We start from the raw sequence: 16488 nt of genomic DNA on the forward strand, positions 1-16488 counted from the left end.
CTCCCCGGCGGGCGCACCGCACAGCACGAACGGGAGTCCGCCATGGAACTCGGCGAAGAACTGCTCACCCTGCTCCGGCAGCCCAGCACCTGCTACCTGGCCACCACGATGGCCGACGGCTCGCCGCAGGTGACCCAGACCTGGGTCGACACCGACGGCGAGCACGTGCTGATCAACAGCGTCGAGGGCCATCTGAAGACCCGGAACATCGCCCGCGACCCCCGGGTTGCGCTCACCGTCTCCAGCCCGCAGAACCCCTCGCGCTACTTCCAGGTGCGCGGCCGGGTGCTCAAGGCGACCACGGACGGCGCGGTGGAGCACATCGAGGAGCTGGCGCAGAAGTACCTGGGCAAGCCGTACCCCTGGTACGGCGGCCGGGACCAGGTGCGGGTGCTCTTCGTGATCGAGCCGGAGCGGATCAGCAGCCAGGGCTGAGCGGCCCGATCGGGCCTCGGTCGGCCCGGGTGAAGGCCAGCGAGACGTTGTGGCCGCCGAAGCCGAAGGAGTTGGCCAGGGCCGCGTCCCAACTCCCGCTCCTGGCGGTGCCGGAGACCACGTCCAGGCCGACCCCCGGGTCGAGCCGGTCGAGGTTCCTGGTCGGCGGCAGCGAGCCGTCGCGCAGCGCCAGCAGGGCCACGATCGCGCCCAACGCGCCCGAAGCGCCCAGCAGATGGCCGGTCATCGACTTGCTCGCGGTGACCGCGGGACCGGTGCCGACGGCCTCGGCCACGGCCTGCGCCTCGGCCAGGTCCCCCTGCGGGGTGGAGGTGGCGTGGGCGTGCACCACGCCGATGTCCGCCGGAGCCAGTCCGCCGGACTCCAGCGCCAGCCGCATCGCCCGGCTCTGGCCCGCCGGGTCCGAGGCGGTGATGTGGAGGGCGCTGGAGGTCACGCCGGTGCCGGCCAGTCGGGCGTGGGCGCGGGCACCGCGCGCCCGGGCGAAATCGGCGCGCTCCAGCACCACCACGGCGGCGCCCTCGCCCAGCACGAAGCCGTCGCGGTCCGCGTCGAACGGACGCGAGGCCGCGCCGGGGTCGTCCTGCCGGGTGGACAGCGCGGTCATCTGCGCGAAGGCGGTCAGCGGCAGCCCGCGCAGACAGGCCTCGGTACCGCCGGCGACGACCACGTCCGCCCGGCCGAGGCGGATCAGGTCGAGCCCGAGGGCGATCGCCTCGGCCCCGGACGAACAGGCGCTGACGGGGGTGTGCGCGCCGCCCCGCGCGCCGAGTTCGATGCTGACCCAGGCGGCCGGGCCGTTGGGCATCAGCATGGTGACGGTGTGCGGGGAGACCTTGCGCGGCCCCGAGCGCTCCAGCACGTCGTCCTGGTCCAGCAGCGAGCGCACCCCGCCCACGCCGGTGCCGATCACCACGGCCACCCGCTCCGGGTCGGCCTCCGGCCGGCCTGCGTCCGCCCACGCCTCCCGGGCGGCGACCAGCGCGGCCTGCTCGCAGCGGTCCAGCCGGCGGGCGAGCGGCCGGGGCAGCTCGGTCGCCGGATCCACCCGCATCGGCGCGGCCAGCCGCACCGGCAGCCCCTCGGTCCAGTCGTCGTCCAGCAGCACGACGCCGTTCTCGCCCGCGAGCAGCGCGGACCAGGTCGTCGGCAGGTCGCCGCCCAGGGGCGTGGTCGCCCCGAGCCCGGTGACCCAGGCACCGCTGTCGGTCATCACGCTGTCAGTCGTCACGCTTCCAGTCATCACGGCAACGCCCTGCTTCCGGTGGTGCTGTCCGGCGACCGCGGGAGTGGCGGCGGTCGCTGCTTCCGCTGCCGAAGCTAGTCAACCAACCAGTTGGTTGGCTATGTAGGATCGCCCCATGAGAAGCGGGGGAACATTGGTGGGGACCCGTGCCCGGCTGCTGGCCGCGGCGCGCGCGGAGTTCGCCGCCCACGGCATGGGCGGGGCCCGGGTCGGCCGGATCGCCGAGCAGGCCGGCGTCAACAAGGAGCGGATCTACGGCTACTTCGGCAGCAAGGAGCAGCTCTTCGCGGCCGTGGTCGCCGAGGCGCTGACCGAGCACGCCGAGCTGCTGGGCCTGCCGGAGGGCGATCCCGGCGAGTACGCCGGCCGGATCTACGACCTGCACCGGGGCAACCCGCAGCTGCTGCGGCTGATGATGTGGGAGTCGCTGCACTACGGCACCGGCGGGCTGCCCAACGCCCGGCAGCGGGCTGAGCGCTACCGGGCGACCGTCGACGCCCTGGCCGCGGCCCGGGGGAGCGGGTCGGAGGAGACCACCGGGTCGCCGGCCACCCTGCTCGCGCTGATCGGCATCGCCGTGCTGCCGGCGGCCTTTCCGCAGCTCACCCGGCTGGTCCTGGGCCTGCCGGAGCCCGGGGCGGGGTCGGCGGCGGGGTCGGCGGCGGAGGCCGGAGCGGACGCCGAGGGCTGGGACGACGCGGAGCTGCGGGCCGGGATCGTCACGCTGGCCCGGCGGATGACCGCCCACCCGTAGCGCCGACCGTCCCAGCGGGCGGGTACCTCCCCCTTTGGGTACATTCGTGAGCAGTCTGCGCCAGCGCCAAGGGCCGTGACGGGAACCAGGAAAGACGGCACGCCACCTTCGGAAAGGGTCTCCATGTCCCCCGCTCTCAGCAATGCCACTCTTGCCGGGCTCCGCCGGCCGCGCCCCTACCCCGCCGTGTCGATCCTGATGCCGACCCACCGGCGCGACCGCGACAACGCCCAGGACCCGATCCGGCTGCGCAACCTGGTGACCGAGGCGAAGGACCGGATCCAGGCCGACCCCGCCGTCTCCCGGGCCGACCGGATCGACCTCTTCGGCCAGCTCGACCAGGCCGTCGAGCAGATCGACCCGTACTACGCCGAGGAGGGGCTGGCGCTGTTCGTCGCGACCGGCGAGCACCAGTTGTGGACCCTCGACCGGCCGGTGCCCTCCCGGGTGGTCATCTCGGACACCTTCCTGACCCGCAACCTGGTCGCGATGCAGGCGGCGGACCAGCGCTACTGGGTGCTGGTCGTCTCGGCCGACCACGTCACCCTGTGGAACGGCGAACGGGAGCGCGCGGTCCAGGAGAAGAGCGGCGCCTTCCCGCTGGGCCGCAGCCTGGAGGACCCGGACTCGGAGCGCAAGGAGCGGATCGGCGACCTGCCGAGCACCTTCACCGACGAGCTGACCCGGCAGTTCCTGCGCGAGGCCGACACAGCGCTGGCGGCCGTGCTCGCCACCGAGCCCCGTCCGGTGTACGTGGTCGGCGAGGCGCAGGCGCTCGCCCTGCTCGACGACGTCGGCACGGCGGTCAAGGGCGCGGTCGCCCGGGTGACCCTGGGCGGCCTGGCCCAGGGGCCGGCCGAGGCGGTGTGGCACGCGGTCCAGCCGGCCCTGGCCGCCCACGCTGCCGCGGAGGTCGCGGCGGTGGAGCAGGAGTTGGAGAAGGCGATCGGCCGGAAGGACTTCGCCGCCGGGATCGACGAGGTCTGGCAGAAGGTCACCACCGGGCGGATCGCGCTGCTCGCGGTCGAGGACGACTACCGGACCACCGTCCGCGACGACGGCGACCACCTGGTCCCGGCCGAGTCCGGCGAGGAGGGCGCCCGGGACGACATCGTCGACGAGGTCGTTGAGCGCGCCCTGGACACCGGTGCCCGGGTGCGCTTCGTCCCCAACGACACCCTGGCCGGGTCCGGCCGGATCGCCGCCGTCCTGCGCTACTGACCGACCGCACCTCCTTCACCGGGCCCGGCCGACGGTCACTCCGACCGCGGCCGGGCCCGGACGTCGCGGACATGGGCGCGCTCGCCCTGGCGGCCGAAGAGGCAGAGGAACTCGACCGGCTCGCCGTCCGCGCCGCCGAACCAGTGCGGGGGGCCGGCACGGACTTGGGGGATGCCTTTTGGACGGCGTCTTGGTGCGCCTTGCGGTCGGCCTCGGCCTTCTGCACGCGGGGACGGGGTACCGCCTGCTGGGTATGGCGCTGCGCCGCTGGGACGAGGGGCGGAAGACGTGGGTGCGCGACGGGGAGGACTTCGCCGAAGGGCACTAGGCCAACCCGGACCGCTTCGCCATCGCCACCAGCTCGGGCCTGGAACGCTGGTGCATGACCATCAAGACCCGCACGACCTCGCGCGCCATGGGGTGCACTTCGGCCATCTGCGGTGCCACCCGGAACGCTTCCTTCAGGGCCTCTTCGGCTCCGCTCAGGTTGTCCAGGGCGAGCCGGGCACGGGCGGTGTCGATGTAGAGCCGCCCCGTCCGGTTGGGCGTCAGCCCGGCCGGAGGCTTGCGCAGCAGCGGGGTTGCCAGGTCGTCAGCCTCTTGCGGGTTGCCCAGCTCGATATGGGCGGCGAGCTGGTACAGGACGGTGTTCCCCGCACCGAACGTCAGGTTATGCCGCAGCACGTCCTTCGGTGCATTGAGCCGGCGGGCAAGCTCCGCCGCGTGGGTAGCGTGCGCCTCAGTTGCGAGCTTGTCCTTCGCACGGGAGGCCAAGACCACCCCACGAAGGTGTAGAGACCCCAGAGGCACTAGCTTCTCCGGCCCCATCTCTTCACCGCGTGAAGCCGACTCGAACTGCACGATGGCCCGGTCTACAACCGCCAGGCCGTCCCCGTAGTCCCCAGCGCTCTGGTAGGTCCCGGCCTCGTTCCACGCCGTTGCGGCCTCGGCCTCAGGGTTCCACGTCTGGTGGGAAGCCCAGGCTTGCCGGGACACGACCATCTCCGCGAGGTCCGGCTGCCCGAGGCGGTGCGCAACGGCGTAGGCGCACCCGTAGGCGTCGGCCACCTGTCCCCACGCGACCGCATCGCCGTCCGAGGCGTAGGCAGTGGCCGTCGCCTCACCCAGCAGCCTCGGGAGCACACGCAGCATCTCCGAGTAATGCGTTCCCGTCCGCAGCTCAGCCAACTTAGCCAGGCTCGCGGCCAGTTGATCCGGGGCGGGCACGTCGAACTTCGGCAGGTTGTACCGGCGGACAGCTCCGCGCAGGTTTTCCAGGTGGGCCCCCTGCTCATTGGGGGCCGCGAAGGGCTGACCATAGATCCGCGCAGTAGACACCCGCAGCGCCTTCGCGGCAGCAGCCACTATCGGCGGGGTCGCGGGGCGCAGTCCCACCTCGATCTTGCTGAGGTAGGACACGGTGATGCCCATCTCTCGGGCAAGACGAGCCTGGCTGAGATCCCGGGCCTTCCGCAGGACCGCGATGTTCTCACCAGCGGTCGGCTCTGTGCTTTCCATATGATCAGCGTTCCACTTCTGGTGTGTCACCCGTGTGAACCCGGCCGAGGCCGTTACGCGTTGTGCAAGCTTTGTGTGAACTGATCTTGCTGGGCTGTCGTTGACTGGTTGTCAGGCAAAGAGAACGGAGAGTGGCTATGGCAACGAGCACCAACGGCCCGCAGGCCAAGGATAAGGGCAGGTCGGCCCGCGCGCAGTTAGCTAAGGCTGCCCTGGCGGGGCAGCGGGAAACCATCGCGGAAGTCGGGTGGTCGCTGTGATGCGGCTCCGCGTGTACGTGATCAACCGCGAGACGGGCGCAACGCGGGAGCTGCGTGTCATGGAGTACGAGCCCACGGGCTTCGTGAACCTGTTCGGGTCAGAGGCGCTTCTCCCCTGCCACTGCCCGACGTGCCAGCCGGCCCGCCCCATCGACGCCCGCGCCGAACGCCGAGCCCTTGAGGCGAGGGCGTCGTGACAACCACCGTGGGCCTGCCCCGCTGGCAGCGGGCTGAGCGCATCCGGATCGGGATGCAGACTAACCGCGAGTACGCCAGAGCGCTCAAGGCCCGGTGCGCGCGGGCCGAGGCCGATCACCGGTCCCGGCTCGCCGAGTGGGTGAGCGCATGAGCTGGCTTGAACGGGAGACTGGTGGTCAGCAGGACATTGTGACACGTGGTCAGTGCTTTCTCTGTGACCGGTACTACGGCGCGCGGGACCTGGCCATCTGCCTCGGCGACGTCCACGAGCTGGCGTCGGCGCAGAAGCGGATCGCCATCCACATGTCGGCCGTGTACCACCTGGACGCCCCCAGCCTCGCCTGGTGAGTCCCCACCGACTCGCGCCACCCGGTCGTGGTCCCCCCACGGCGCGGCCGGGGGCGGGACACCAAGACTCCACGATCGAACTGGGAACACGGGGCATGGACGACCAGACCGAATACAGCACCAAGGCGCGCCCGCAGGCGGCGACAGACCGGACCTACGTGGCGCGGCTGGACTTCCTCACCGCCATGCATCTACTCCGTCTGGAGGCGGCTGACGCTGCCGTCGTGGTGAACTCCGTTGGAGAGGACCACATCCGAATCGGAATCGTGACTGTCCCTGTTCCGGAGACGGTCACGGAGGCGCTGAAGCTGCTTCACAAGGCCCGCGCAACCGGCCGGGATAGGAACCACGGCGGATGATCTCTATCGATCTAGGTGTACAGCAGCGAAGCGTGGCCGAGGAGGATGCCCGACTCTGGGGCACGAACTTCTGCTGGTTCTGCCTCGAATGGCTGCCGGTCCGATACCTCGGCCCGATCCATACGCCGGGTGGCACGGCCCCCGTCTCCGGGTGCGCGCCCTGCTTGGAGCCCCGTCTCCAGATGGCTGCGGACTACGCCGCTCAACCCGACGTCGCCGTACTCAACTACCCGGAGCACGCGCGGAGGGAACAGCAGGTATGAGAGACCCTGACAAGCGCCGTATCCCGCAGGCGATTTGGGACGCGACCAAGACCGCATGCGGAGGCCCCCGCCCGGCGTCTCTGTCCTGGCCGGCCGAGGCTGCACCACCCACCTACCATCCGAAAGGCGCGAACCAATGTGCGGAACCTGCGGAAAGCCCTGCTTCATTGGCCCTGATGGGCAGCGCTGGTGTCCAACCCACGGCCCGCAGTAGCCCCATGATCGGCCCCGGCTGTCCGCCTCCCCCGTGGCGGATTGGCTGGGGGCTCCCCAGGAATCCTGCACCGGCCACGCGGCTGTCCACCGTGGACCGGGGCGGGCACCAACTCCGGCGGGCGATCCCGCCGGGGCACGACGTCGCCCGACGTACCCATAGGGGTTCGAGGCGACCAAGCACCCCCCGGTACGCAACCGCGCGCCGGGACGACCAGCACGGAGGTAGAGAAGATGGACGGCGGCGGACACGGCGGCGGCTCGGGCGACGGCAAGGGCGGCGGCCAGCAGGACGACAGCAACAGCGGCGCGGGCCACGGCGGCGGCTCCGACGAGGGTGGCAACACGAGCGACGGCCAGGGCCCGGCGACCGGTAGATGACCGAGACGCATGAGGAGGCGGGCCCCCAGGGGCTCGCCTCCGCGCTGGTGGCCAGCGGCGCGCTTTCATCGGACTGGCTCCCGACCTTCAACGCCGTACCGCGTGAGCTGTTCGTGCCGGATCGCATCTGGCCGGGCATCGCGGATGGCACCAAGCAGAACCCAGTAGTCGATCGGTGGGAGGACGCGGCGGCCTGGCGAGGGGCGGTCTACTCGGACATCCCGCTCACCACTCAGTGGGACGACGGCGACCACGACGGGGACGGCCTCGGCACGACGCCGAGTTCGTCCAACTCCCTGCCGAGCATGGTGTTCACCATGCTGCAAGACCTGGACGTCCGGCCCGGTGACCGGGTGTTGGAGATTGGAACCGGGACGGGGTGGAACGCGGCCCTTCTGGCTCACCGGGTCGGGGACGCCAACGTGGTGTCGGTCGAGTTCGACGCTGAGGTTGCCCGGGGCGCGAAGGCGAACCTCGGCAGGGCACGGCGAGACCCGGCCGTGGTTGTGGCAGACGGCCGGGCGGGGTGGGTCATGCGCTCGCCGTACGATCGCCTGATCGCGACATGCTCTGTGCTGGAGATTCCTCCGGCCTGGCTGGAGCAGATGGCCCCGGGCGGGGTGATCGTCGCCCCGTTCGGTACCGAGTACGGCGGCGAGCACATCGTGCAGCTGACAGTCAGCGGCGACGGGACCGAGGCACGCGGAAGGTTCACCCGTAGCTCTGCATTCATGAGGATCCGTCAACAGCGCACGGAGCGGCCACTCTTCGCGGAGTACCTTCACGGCGCGAAGTGGCCGGCCGGGGCGACCCGGACCACGACCAAGCTCCGCCCCCCGGACACCGGCGGATGGCTCGCTCAGTTCGTCATCGGGGCCGGGGTGCCCGCCGCGTTTTGGCGGCGGGAGCAGTACGAGAACGGCGCGTACACGCTCTGGCTCTACAGCCGGGACACGCTCTCATGGGCTACCGCCGACCACATACCTGACCGCACCGAGTACGAGGTGTACCAGTCCGGCCCGCGCAAGCTGTGGGACGAAGTGGAAGCCGCCTACCACTGGTGGGCCGAGCGGGACCGACCCAGCTACGAGCGGTTCGGGCTGACAGTCAGCCCGGACGGGCAACAGCTCTGGCTCGACACGCCGGACAACCCCGTCCCTCAGCAGCACTGAGCAAGTCCGCACGACCAGGAGTCACCATCCACGACACCGTGCTCCGCGCCCGCCGCCGCGCCTGACACCGGGCCTGACGCGAAAATCGCGGGCGACGCCGGGCCCGCTGTGGCAGGGTACGGCTCGGTCGGGACCGGCCGATCCCATCCGTCCCAGGAGCGTTCGATGGCAACACCCGCACGGCTGATCCCGCTGCTGCAGCAGTACGACTTCGCGGTGCAGCGGCTGGTGGACCGGCTGTCCGGTCCGGTGCTGGACAGCGGCAACGGCGTGGGCGTCCCCGTCGGAGCGCTCACCGACGAGGAGTACCGCTGGGAGCCGGTGCCGGGCTGCTGGTCGATCCGCCGCCGCGCGGACGGGCCCGGTCCCCGGGCCACCCTGCTGATCGGCGCCGGTGAGTGGGGGCGGGACTCGGCCGGGAGCCCGCACCCGGTGCCGCCGCCGTTCACCACCCTCGCCTGGCGGATGGGCCACCTCAGCGAGATGCTGACGCTCCGTGCCGACCACACCGACGGCAGCCGCTCCCGCAGCCGGGACGACCACCGCTTCGCCGGTGACGCCCTGGGCGCGGTCGCCGACCTCGTCGCCGCAGCCGCCGCCTGGCGCGCGGCGCTGCTCGCCGCCGACGACGCGGCCCTCGACACCGTCGGCCACAGCGGCTACCCCTACGGCAGCGACCCGGAGGACCCCTTCCTGGAGACGGTCTGGTGGGTGAACCAGGAGGTGCTGCACCACGGGGCCGAGATCGCCCTGCTCCGCGACCTCTACCGGGACCGGCCGTGAACCGGCGAACGAAGGGATGAGCGCGGTTCGGGCCTCCGCCGGAAGGTGTGGACCCGACAGGAGATCGTCGTCCGGGCGGTCGTGGGGATGACGACCCCGCGTGTGCCGTGCGAGCCTGGTCGGGTTGCGGCGGAAACCTTCCGAGGGGATGCGGCGGTCCGAGATGGCAGTGAGGCGTCCTCCGGCGATCGCTCTCCTGGTCCCGCTCAGCGCGGCGCTGGTGGTGCTGGCCTTCGCGACCGTGCCCGCGCTGCGCTACAGCCTCACCACCTTCGCCCACCTCAACTGGGCCTGGCTGCCGCTCGCCCTGCTCGCCGAGTCCGGCTCGATGGCCGCCTTCGCCAGGAACCAGCAGCACCTGCTGCGGGTCAGCGGCAGCCGGATCACGCTGCGCTCGTCCCTGGCGATCGCCTACGCCAGCAACGCGCTCTCGCTCAGCCTGCCGGTGGTCGGCACCGGGCTCGGCACCGCCTTCGCCTACCGGCAGTTCCGCCGCCGGGGTGCCGACCACGCCTCGGTGGGCTGGGCGCTGACCGTCTCCGGCATCGTCTCCTCGCTCGCCTTCGCCCTGCTGATGTTCGTCGGGGCACTGCTCAGCAACAGCACCGGCGCCACCGCGCTCGGCTTCGGCGCCGCCGCCGCCACCGCGCTGCCGATGGTCGCGATCCTCGCGGCGCTGCGCTTCGGCGCCGTCAACCGGCTGATCAACCGGCTGGTCGGGCAGGCGGTCGGGCTCTCCCGCCGGTTCTTCCACCACCCGCGACCCGAGGCGGCGTCGGCCTTCGCGGAACTGCTGACCCGGATCGGCCGACTGCGGGCCACCCCGCTCCAGTACGCCTACGCCTTCTCCCACGCGCTGCGCAACTGGGGCGGGGACTGCCTCTGCCTGGTCTGCGCCATCGCGGCGGCGGGCGGACCGGTCCCCTGGCACGGGGTCCTGCTCGCCTACTGTCTCGGCGTCACCGCCGGCAGCGTCGGACTCACCCCCGGCGGGATCGGCGTGGTCGAGGCCGCGATGACGGCCGGACTGGTCAACGCGGGCCTGCCGGCCTCCAGGGCGGTGCCGGCCGTGCTGCTCTACCGGCTGGTCAGCCTGTGGCTGGTGATCGCGATCGGCGGCCTGGTGGCCGCCGTCTCCGCCCGCCGCCGGCCCCCCGAACCGAGCGGGGACGCACCCGCCGCCACCCGTCCGGTCCGGGTGCCGGACCACGACGGGGACCACGGGCTCGACCACGCCCCGGACCACGGTCCGGGCGCGGTGCGCTGAGGCGGGCGGAGAGACCGGCGCGGCCGCCGGCGGCAACTGACCCGCCGCCGTGCAACACCGGCGTCCCGGGTCTGCCGTTCTCTCGCGATCTGCGCGACAGTGGCCCCGGTACGGACCACGGCGGCAGCAGCAGGACGAAGGAGTCGACAATGACCGTGCCAGCCAGGACCCCGGCGGACAAGCCCGCACTGCCGGAGTTCTCGACCGTCCTGGTCGAACTCGGGGCGGACCGGGTGCTCACGGTGACGCTGAACCGCCCGGCGCGGCTCAACTCCTTCAACCAGCCGATGCTGGACGACTTCGCCGCGCTCTGGCGCTACGCCGCGCAGGACGACGAGGTCCATGCGATCGTCCTCCGGGCCGAGGGCGAGCGCGCCTTCTGCACCGGCATGGACGTGGTCGAGGGCATCGACCGCGCCGGGAACCTGTTCCACGAGACCGACCCCGGTGCCAGCCTCTCGCCCAAGCAGAACCGCTGCTGGAAGCCGCTGCTCTGCGCCGTCCACGGGATGGTCGCCGGGGGAGCGCTGTACTGGCTGAACGAGGCCGACCTGATCATCGCGGCCGAGGACGCCACCTTCTTCGACCCGCACACCAGCTACGGCATGGTGGCCGCGCTGGAGCCGATCGGGCTGGCCCACCGGATCCCGCTCGGCGAGGTGCTGCGGATGGTGCTGCTCGGGAACGACGAGCGGATGTCCGCCCGCCGGGCGCTGGAGATCGGCTTCGTCAGCGAGGTCGTGCCCGGCGAGCAACTGCGCGAGCGCGCCCACGAGCTGGCGGCGCGGATCGCGGCCAAGCCGCCGGCCGCGATCCAGGGCAGCGTCCGGGCGATCTGGGAGTCGCTGGACACCGGCCGCAGCCAGGCCCTGGCCACCGGCCTGGCCTACGCCCAGCTGGGCAACCCGCTCGGCACCGCCGAGGTGGACCGCGCCGCGCACAAGGGCCGTTCCTTCGAAGTTCGCTGACGATAACTCAGCAGTGCTGGTGGGGCCGCGCCTTGGCTGTGCGGCCCCCGTCGCGCAGCTGTCCGGTCAGCCTGCGTGGACGTCGAACTCCCAGAGCGAGTAGCCCCACTGGGTGGCGCGGGTGGTGCCGTACATCCGGATGTAGCGGCCGCTGCCGGTGACGTTCAGGGTCTGGTCGCCGCCGGTGCCGTCGGTGGTGGAGTAGACGGTGGTCCAGGTGGAGTTGTCGTTGGAGGTCTGGATCTGGAAGGCGGTGGCGTAGGCGGTCTCCCAGTCGAGGGTGACCTGGCAGATCTGCTGCGTCGAGCCGAGGTCGACCTCCAGCCACTGCGGGTCGCTGAAGGCGCTGGACCAGCGGGTGCCGAGGTTGCCGTCGGTGGCGTCCTGGGGCGGGAAGCTGGAGTTCTGTTCGGAGGAGGCGGTGGTGGGCTGGTCGAGGGCGATGTCGGCGGTTCCGCAGCCGGTGGCGGCGGCGTCGACGGTCCAGCTGAAGCCGGTGGAGCCGGTCGCCCCGGTGGTGTCGGTGGCGGTCACCGTGACGTTGGAGGTGCCGGCCGCGGTCGGGGTGCCGGAGACCAGCCCGGTGGCGGAGTTGATGCTCAGTCCGGCGGGCAGCCCGGTGGCGCTGTAGCTGAGGGTCTGCCCGGAGGCCGAGTCGCTCGCCGCGACCTGCAGGCTGCTCGCCGTGCCGACGGTCGAGGTCTGGTTGCCGGGTGCGGTGACCGTCACCGTGTCGGCCGCAGTGCCGCCGGTGGGCAGCTTCCACTGCTGGTCGGCGCTGTCGGCGCAGGTCTCGATGTCGAGCCGGGAGCCGGTGTTGCCGCTCGGATCGGTCAGGCAGAGACCGGAGTTGGGATTGACCAGCTCGCCGTTGCCCTGGGCGGTCCAGCCCTGGGCGTTGGTGCCGTTGCAGGCGTACCAGTCGACGTCGGTGCCGCTGGTCGTGCCGGCGCTCACCACGTCCAGGCAGCCGCCCTGGGTCCGGACGGTGCCGTCGCTGTACGGCGACCAGACCTCGCCCGCGCTGCCGTTGCAGGCGGCGACACCGATCGGGTTGCCCTCGGTGTCGAGCGAGTTCTGGTTGGCCAGGCAGAGCCCGTCGAGCCCGCCGACCGCGCCGGTGGCGGTGGCGGCCCCGGTCGGGGTCGAGTTGCCGCCCTCCTCGTACACGGCGACGTACGCGACGCTCATCGACGCGCCGGAGCTGGTGGCGGCGGTCGGGGTGGTGGAGCCGTACACCCCGTCCGGGTAGTTCCCGCCCATGGCCAGGTCCCAGATGATGAAGAAGCCGTGGTCGACGGCCTCCTGCCAGGCCGTGGTGCCCACCGAGGCCTCGGTGACGGTGCTCTCGACGGTGCCGTCCATCAGGAATTCCATGGTCTCGGCACTGGTGTCGGTCCGGTTCACGATCACCGAGTAGGTGTGGTAGCCGGTCTGGCAGCCGGAGCTGGTGTCCGGGCAGGGGATCAGCGCGTGGCCGCTGCTGCCGGCCGCGTCGTGGAGCGTCTGCGAGCCCTCGTTCAGGCCGTTGACGTCCTCCATCATGTCGATCTCGCCGGAGGTCGGCCAGCCGCCGCCGGCCCGCATCGGGGAGCCCAGGGCCCAGAAGGCGGGCCAGTAGCCGAGACCGTTCGCCGGGTTCGGCTGCTCGATCGAGGCGGTCATCTCCAGTTCGCCGCCGGCCGGGGCCTGGAAGTCGTCGCGGGTGCTCTCCAGCCGGGCGGAGGTCCAGGTGCCGCCGTTGTCGATGGCCTTCAGCACCAGGTGGCCGTTGCCGTCGAGGTAGGCGTTGCTGGTCGAATCGGTGGTCTGCTCGGTCTCACCGGTTCCGTAGCCGGTGCCGATGTCGTAGAACCAGTTGGCGGACGAGGGGGCGGAGCCGGCCGGGCCGGCGAAGTCGTCGCCGAACACGGTGTTCCAGCCGGCCGGGGCGGCCGGTACGCCGTCGGCCATCGCGGCGGGGGCGGCGGCCACGGTCACCGTCACGGCCCCGCCGAGGCAGGCGGCCAGCAGCGCGACCGTGCTGAGCAGCGAGCGCCCCCGCAGCGACCTCCGCCGCCGAGCGGCCCCCCGGCCGACTTGCGATCTGTCGAACATGTTGCCTTCCCTTCAGCGCACCGGGCGCTGTAGCGGAATGCTGACGAGCGGGTGGTCGGCGGCAGCCCGAAGGCAGCACAACTCGACCGCACACGACGCCAGTTATCGGGTGGGTGGGGTGAGAGAGCGCTCTCTAGCAGTTGATGTGTACGGGCCTATTGCGGGCGTGTCAAGACTTTGCGCGAGGCTGCCGGGGATCCCGGCAGCCGCTGCTGCGGCGCTCCGGGGCGGTCCCGGCATCGCCCGACCGGCCGTTGTGCCTGGTCGCGGCGGCCGACTACGGTTGGCCGATGACCACTGGAACACGTGGCGCATCCGTCCGCGTGGCGGAGCCCGCAGACATCGACGCCATCGTCGCCACTCTCACCACCGCGTTCTTCGACGACCCGCTCTGGGGTCCGGCCTTCCCCGACCCCGGTCGGCGCGCCGAGCAGGCGGCGGTGATGTGGCGGATGTCGGCGATCTCGGCGCTGCGCTACCGGTGGACGCTGGTGACCGGCAAGGTCGAGGCCGCCGCCATCCTGATCCCGCCGGGCGGCACGGAGTTGACGCACGAGGAGGAGAACGAGCTGGCGGCGCTGCTGGTGCGGACGGCCGGGCAGCGGACGGCCGAGGGGGTCCTGGAGATCTACGCCCAGCTGGAGGGGGCCCACCCGAGCGAGCCGCACTTCTACCTGACCCTGCTCGGCACCCACGCCGACCACCGGGGCCGGGGGCTCGGAATGGCGCTGCTCAGGGAGGCCCTGGCGCGGATCGACGACCTCGGCGAGCCGGTGTACCTGGAGTCCTCCAACCCGGCGAACGACGCCCGTTACCGGAGCGTCGGCTTCCTCCCGCACAGCCGGATCACGACCGGCTCCGGCCAGGTGGTCACCACGATGTGGCGCCCGGCGGCCCGTCCCTGAAGGCGTCGGGCCCCGGTCCTCCGGCTCCGTTCCCCGCTCGCCCGAGCGGTCCCTGCTGCTCAGCGCGCGGCTGATACTCATTTCTGCTCTGTATGGCGAAAGAACGAGCAGAAAGTGTCAGCCGCCTCATTGTGCGTGCGTGGCGTTGGTCCTACTGTCTGTCATGCACGCAGCGCCCTCGATGCCGCTACCGGACCGGTGGGCACGCTGCCGACGTGTGCCATCCCGTCAACGCAGTAGGCGCGTTCCGCCACAGCCCGGCACGATCGTCACGTCCACCACCAAGGAGACGCACCCCCATGCCTGGATCTCCCAAGTTCCGTTCAATGTTCGGCAGCAGACGACTCGTCACCTCGGCCGTCGCGGTCGGCGCGGTGCTCGCGGCGCTGGGCGGCTTCGCGCCCGCCGCCAGCGCCTCCGAGACCGCGACCTCCGGCGACGGGGCCGCGCTCGCGGTCACCCCGCCGATGGGGTGGAACGACTGGGCGCACTACCAGTGCGGCTACAACGAGGCCACCATCCTGGCCAACGCCAACGCCCTGGTCTCGACCGGGCTGGCGGCCAAGGGCTACAACACCGTCACCATCGACGACTGCTGGATGAACACCAGCCGCGACGCCGCCGGCAACCTGGTCGCCAACCCGACGCTCTTCCCGGACGGCATGGCCTACGTCGGCACCTACCTGCACAAGCTGGGGCTGAAGTTCGGCATCTACGAGGATGCCGGAACCTCCACCTGCGGTGGCTACGCGGGCAGTTGGAACCACTGGACGCAGGACGCCGACCTCTTCGCCTCCTGGGGCGTGGACTACCTCAAGCTCGACGGCTGCAACCTGCCCTCGGTCAGCGGGCAGACTGGCGAGCAGACCTACCAGTCCGCCTACGCGGCCATGGGAGCCGCGCTGAAGGCGTCCGGGCGCGACATCGTCTTCTCGGAGTCCGCGCCGGCCTACTTCCAGGGCACCACCGACTGGGACACGGTGCTCGGCTGGACCGGCCAGTACGGTCAACTCTGGCGCGAGGGCAGCGACATCGCGACCTACAGCGCGTCCAGCCCGAACACCAGCCGCTGGGCCAGCGTGCTGAACAACTACGGCTACAACAACCCGATCCACCGCTACGAGAGCCCCGGCAACTGGAACGACCCGGACTTCATCATCGCCGGTGACGGCGGACTGACCGCGGACGAGTCCCGCAGCCAGCTCTCGCTCTGGGCGGAGATGGGCTCGCCGCTGATCCTCAGCGACAACGTCAGCGCCCTCTCGGCGTCCTCCGTCGCGGACCTCGGCAACAGTGCCGTCATCGCCGTCGACCAGGACTCGCTGGGCTCACCGGGCTACGTGGTCTCCCAGAACGGCACGCTGGACGTGCTCACCAGGCCGCTGGCCAACGGCGACCGGGCAGTGGCCATCCTCAACCGCTCCTCCTCGTCGGTCAGCGCGAGCACCACGGCCGCGGCGGCGGGATTCGTCGGCGGCAGCGGCTGCAGCTACTCGGTGCACGACCTGTGGGCCGGGACCACCTCGACCACCAGCGGGGCGATCTCCACGACCATCGCCGCACACGGCACCGCCCTGCTGCGGATCACTCCGAGCAGCGGCTGCGGCGCCACCACGACGACGGGCCAGATCACCGAGAACAGCGGCCAGTGCGTGGACGACTCCGGCAGCGGCACGGCCAACGGCAACCCGATCATCCTCTACGGGTGCACCGGCAACGCCAACCAGCAGTGGACGCAGCCCGGTGACGGCACCGTCCGGACCCTCGGCGAGTGCCTGGACGTCCCCTCCTCGGCCACGGCCGCCGGGACCTACGTGGACCTGGCCGCCTGCAACGGTTCGGCCGGTCAGCAGTGGACCTACCAGACCGACGGCAACCTGGTGAACCCCGACTCCGGTGACTGCCTGGACGCCTACGGCGGCTCCACGGCCAACCTGACCAAGCTGGACATCTGGCCCTGCGGTGACAACCAGGCCAACCAGACCTGGTCCCTGCCGTAGCGCCGACCGCACGGTAGCGCCGACCGCACCCGCAGGCGCGGCGCCCGGAGCCCCCCGGCCCCGGGTGCCGCGCCGTGCG

Annotated in this window: 15 protein-coding genes; 12 read left to right on the top strand and 3 right to left on the bottom strand. The window is 71.7% G+C overall.

Annotated elements, in window-relative coordinates; genetic code table 11:
- Positions 1-42 precede the first annotated feature (42 nt).
- Positions 43-435: a PPOX class F420-dependent oxidoreductase gene (locus BS75_RS37535; RefSeq protein WP_034091419.1), complete on the top strand. Its 393-nt coding sequence runs from the start codon at positions 43-45 to the stop codon at positions 433-435.
- Here the strand turns inward: BS75_RS37535 and BS75_RS37540 are convergent.
- On the bottom strand, positions 419-1669 hold the full coding sequence (locus BS75_RS37540; protein WP_042437834.1) for a beta-ketoacyl-[acyl-carrier-protein] synthase family protein: 1251 nt from the start codon (positions 1667-1669) through the stop codon (positions 419-421). The genes BS75_RS37535 and BS75_RS37540 overlap by 17 nt on opposite strands.
- Before the next feature lie 148 nt (positions 1670-1817).
- On the opposite strand from BS75_RS37540, the gene BS75_RS37545 reads away from it, so the two are divergent.
- Complete coding sequence (locus BS75_RS37545; protein ID WP_034091420.1) at positions 1818-2456, top strand: TetR family transcriptional regulator; 639 nt, start codon at positions 1818-1820, stop codon at positions 2454-2456.
- A gap of 123 nt (positions 2457-2579) precedes the next feature.
- A complete protein-coding gene (locus tag BS75_RS37550) occupies positions 2580-3677 on the top strand; it encodes a baeRF3 domain-containing protein (protein WP_034091421.1) in 1098 nt (365 codons plus the stop codon).
- A gap of 324 nt (positions 3678-4001) precedes the next feature.
- On the opposite strand, the gene BS75_RS37555 is transcribed toward BS75_RS37550, so the two are convergent.
- Positions 4002-5195 carry a helix-turn-helix domain-containing protein gene (locus tag BS75_RS37555; RefSeq protein ID WP_034091422.1) on the bottom strand — a complete coding sequence of 398 codons (1194 nt, stop codon included), beginning with the start codon at positions 5193-5195 and terminating at the stop codon, positions 4002-4004.
- A 647-nt stretch (positions 5196-5842) separates the two neighbouring features.
- Here BS75_RS37555 and BS75_RS37565 point away from each other — a divergent pair.
- The 7 genes from BS75_RS37565 to BS75_RS37595 all read left to right on the top strand — a co-directional run bounded on the left by BS75_RS37565 (position 5843) and on the right by BS75_RS37595 (position 11407).
- Positions 5843-6001, top strand: a complete 159-nt coding sequence (locus BS75_RS37565) for a hypothetical protein (protein WP_156164327.1) — start codon at positions 5843-5845, stop codon at positions 5999-6001.
- A gap of 95 nt (positions 6002-6096) precedes the next feature.
- Positions 6097-6360 (top strand): hypothetical protein, encoded by a 264-nt coding sequence (locus tag BS75_RS37570; RefSeq protein ID WP_034091425.1) that lies wholly within the window; start codon positions 6097-6099, stop codon positions 6358-6360.
- A 710-nt stretch (positions 6361-7070) separates the two neighbouring features.
- Positions 7071-7217, top strand: coding sequence for a hypothetical protein (locus BS75_RS49665; RefSeq protein ID WP_169790781.1), 147 nt, complete (start codon positions 7071-7073; stop codon positions 7215-7217).
- 47 nt (positions 7218-7264) lie between these two features.
- Complete coding sequence (locus BS75_RS37580; RefSeq protein WP_034094567.1) at positions 7265-8389, top strand: methyltransferase domain-containing protein; 1125 nt, start codon at positions 7265-7267, stop codon at positions 8387-8389.
- 165 nt (positions 8390-8554) lie between these two features.
- Positions 8555-9172, top strand: coding sequence for a DinB family protein (locus BS75_RS37585; protein WP_034091427.1), 618 nt, complete (start codon positions 8555-8557; stop codon positions 9170-9172).
- A 163-nt stretch (positions 9173-9335) separates the two neighbouring features.
- Positions 9336-10439 (top strand): lysylphosphatidylglycerol synthase transmembrane domain-containing protein, encoded by a 1104-nt coding sequence (locus BS75_RS37590; protein ID WP_160312255.1) that lies wholly within the window; start codon positions 9336-9338, stop codon positions 10437-10439.
- A gap of 149 nt (positions 10440-10588) precedes the next feature.
- Complete coding sequence (locus tag BS75_RS37595) at positions 10589-11407, top strand: enoyl-CoA hydratase/isomerase family protein (RefSeq protein ID WP_042437833.1); 819 nt, start codon at positions 10589-10591, stop codon at positions 11405-11407.
- 66 nt (positions 11408-11473) lie between these two features.
- Here the strand turns inward: BS75_RS37595 and BS75_RS45225 are convergent, their stop codons facing one another.
- Positions 11474-13504 (bottom strand): discoidin domain-containing protein, encoded by a 2031-nt coding sequence (locus BS75_RS45225; protein ID WP_052070188.1) that lies wholly within the window; start codon positions 13502-13504, stop codon positions 11474-11476.
- Between the two features lie 290 nt (positions 13505-13794).
- Here BS75_RS45225 and BS75_RS37605 point away from each other — a divergent pair, with 290 nt between their 5' ends.
- Together BS75_RS37605 and BS75_RS37610 are read left to right on the top strand one after the other, a co-directional pair.
- The gene (locus BS75_RS37605; protein WP_034094570.1) at positions 13795-14409 is read left to right on the top strand and encodes a GNAT family N-acetyltransferase; all 615 of its coding nucleotides are present in this window, start codon (positions 13795-13797) and stop codon (positions 14407-14409) included.
- A gap of 299 nt (positions 14410-14708) precedes the next feature.
- Positions 14709-16409: a glycoside hydrolase family 27 protein gene (locus tag BS75_RS37610; RefSeq protein WP_081983011.1), complete on the top strand. Its 1701-nt coding sequence runs from the start codon at positions 14709-14711 to the stop codon at positions 16407-16409.
- Positions 16410-16488: the final 79 nt, after the last annotated feature.

It is taken from the genome of Streptacidiphilus albus JL83 (genome assembly GCF_000744705.1).
GTDB classification, from domain to species: domain Bacteria; phylum Actinomycetota; class Actinomycetes; order Streptomycetales; family Streptomycetaceae; genus Streptacidiphilus; species Streptacidiphilus albus.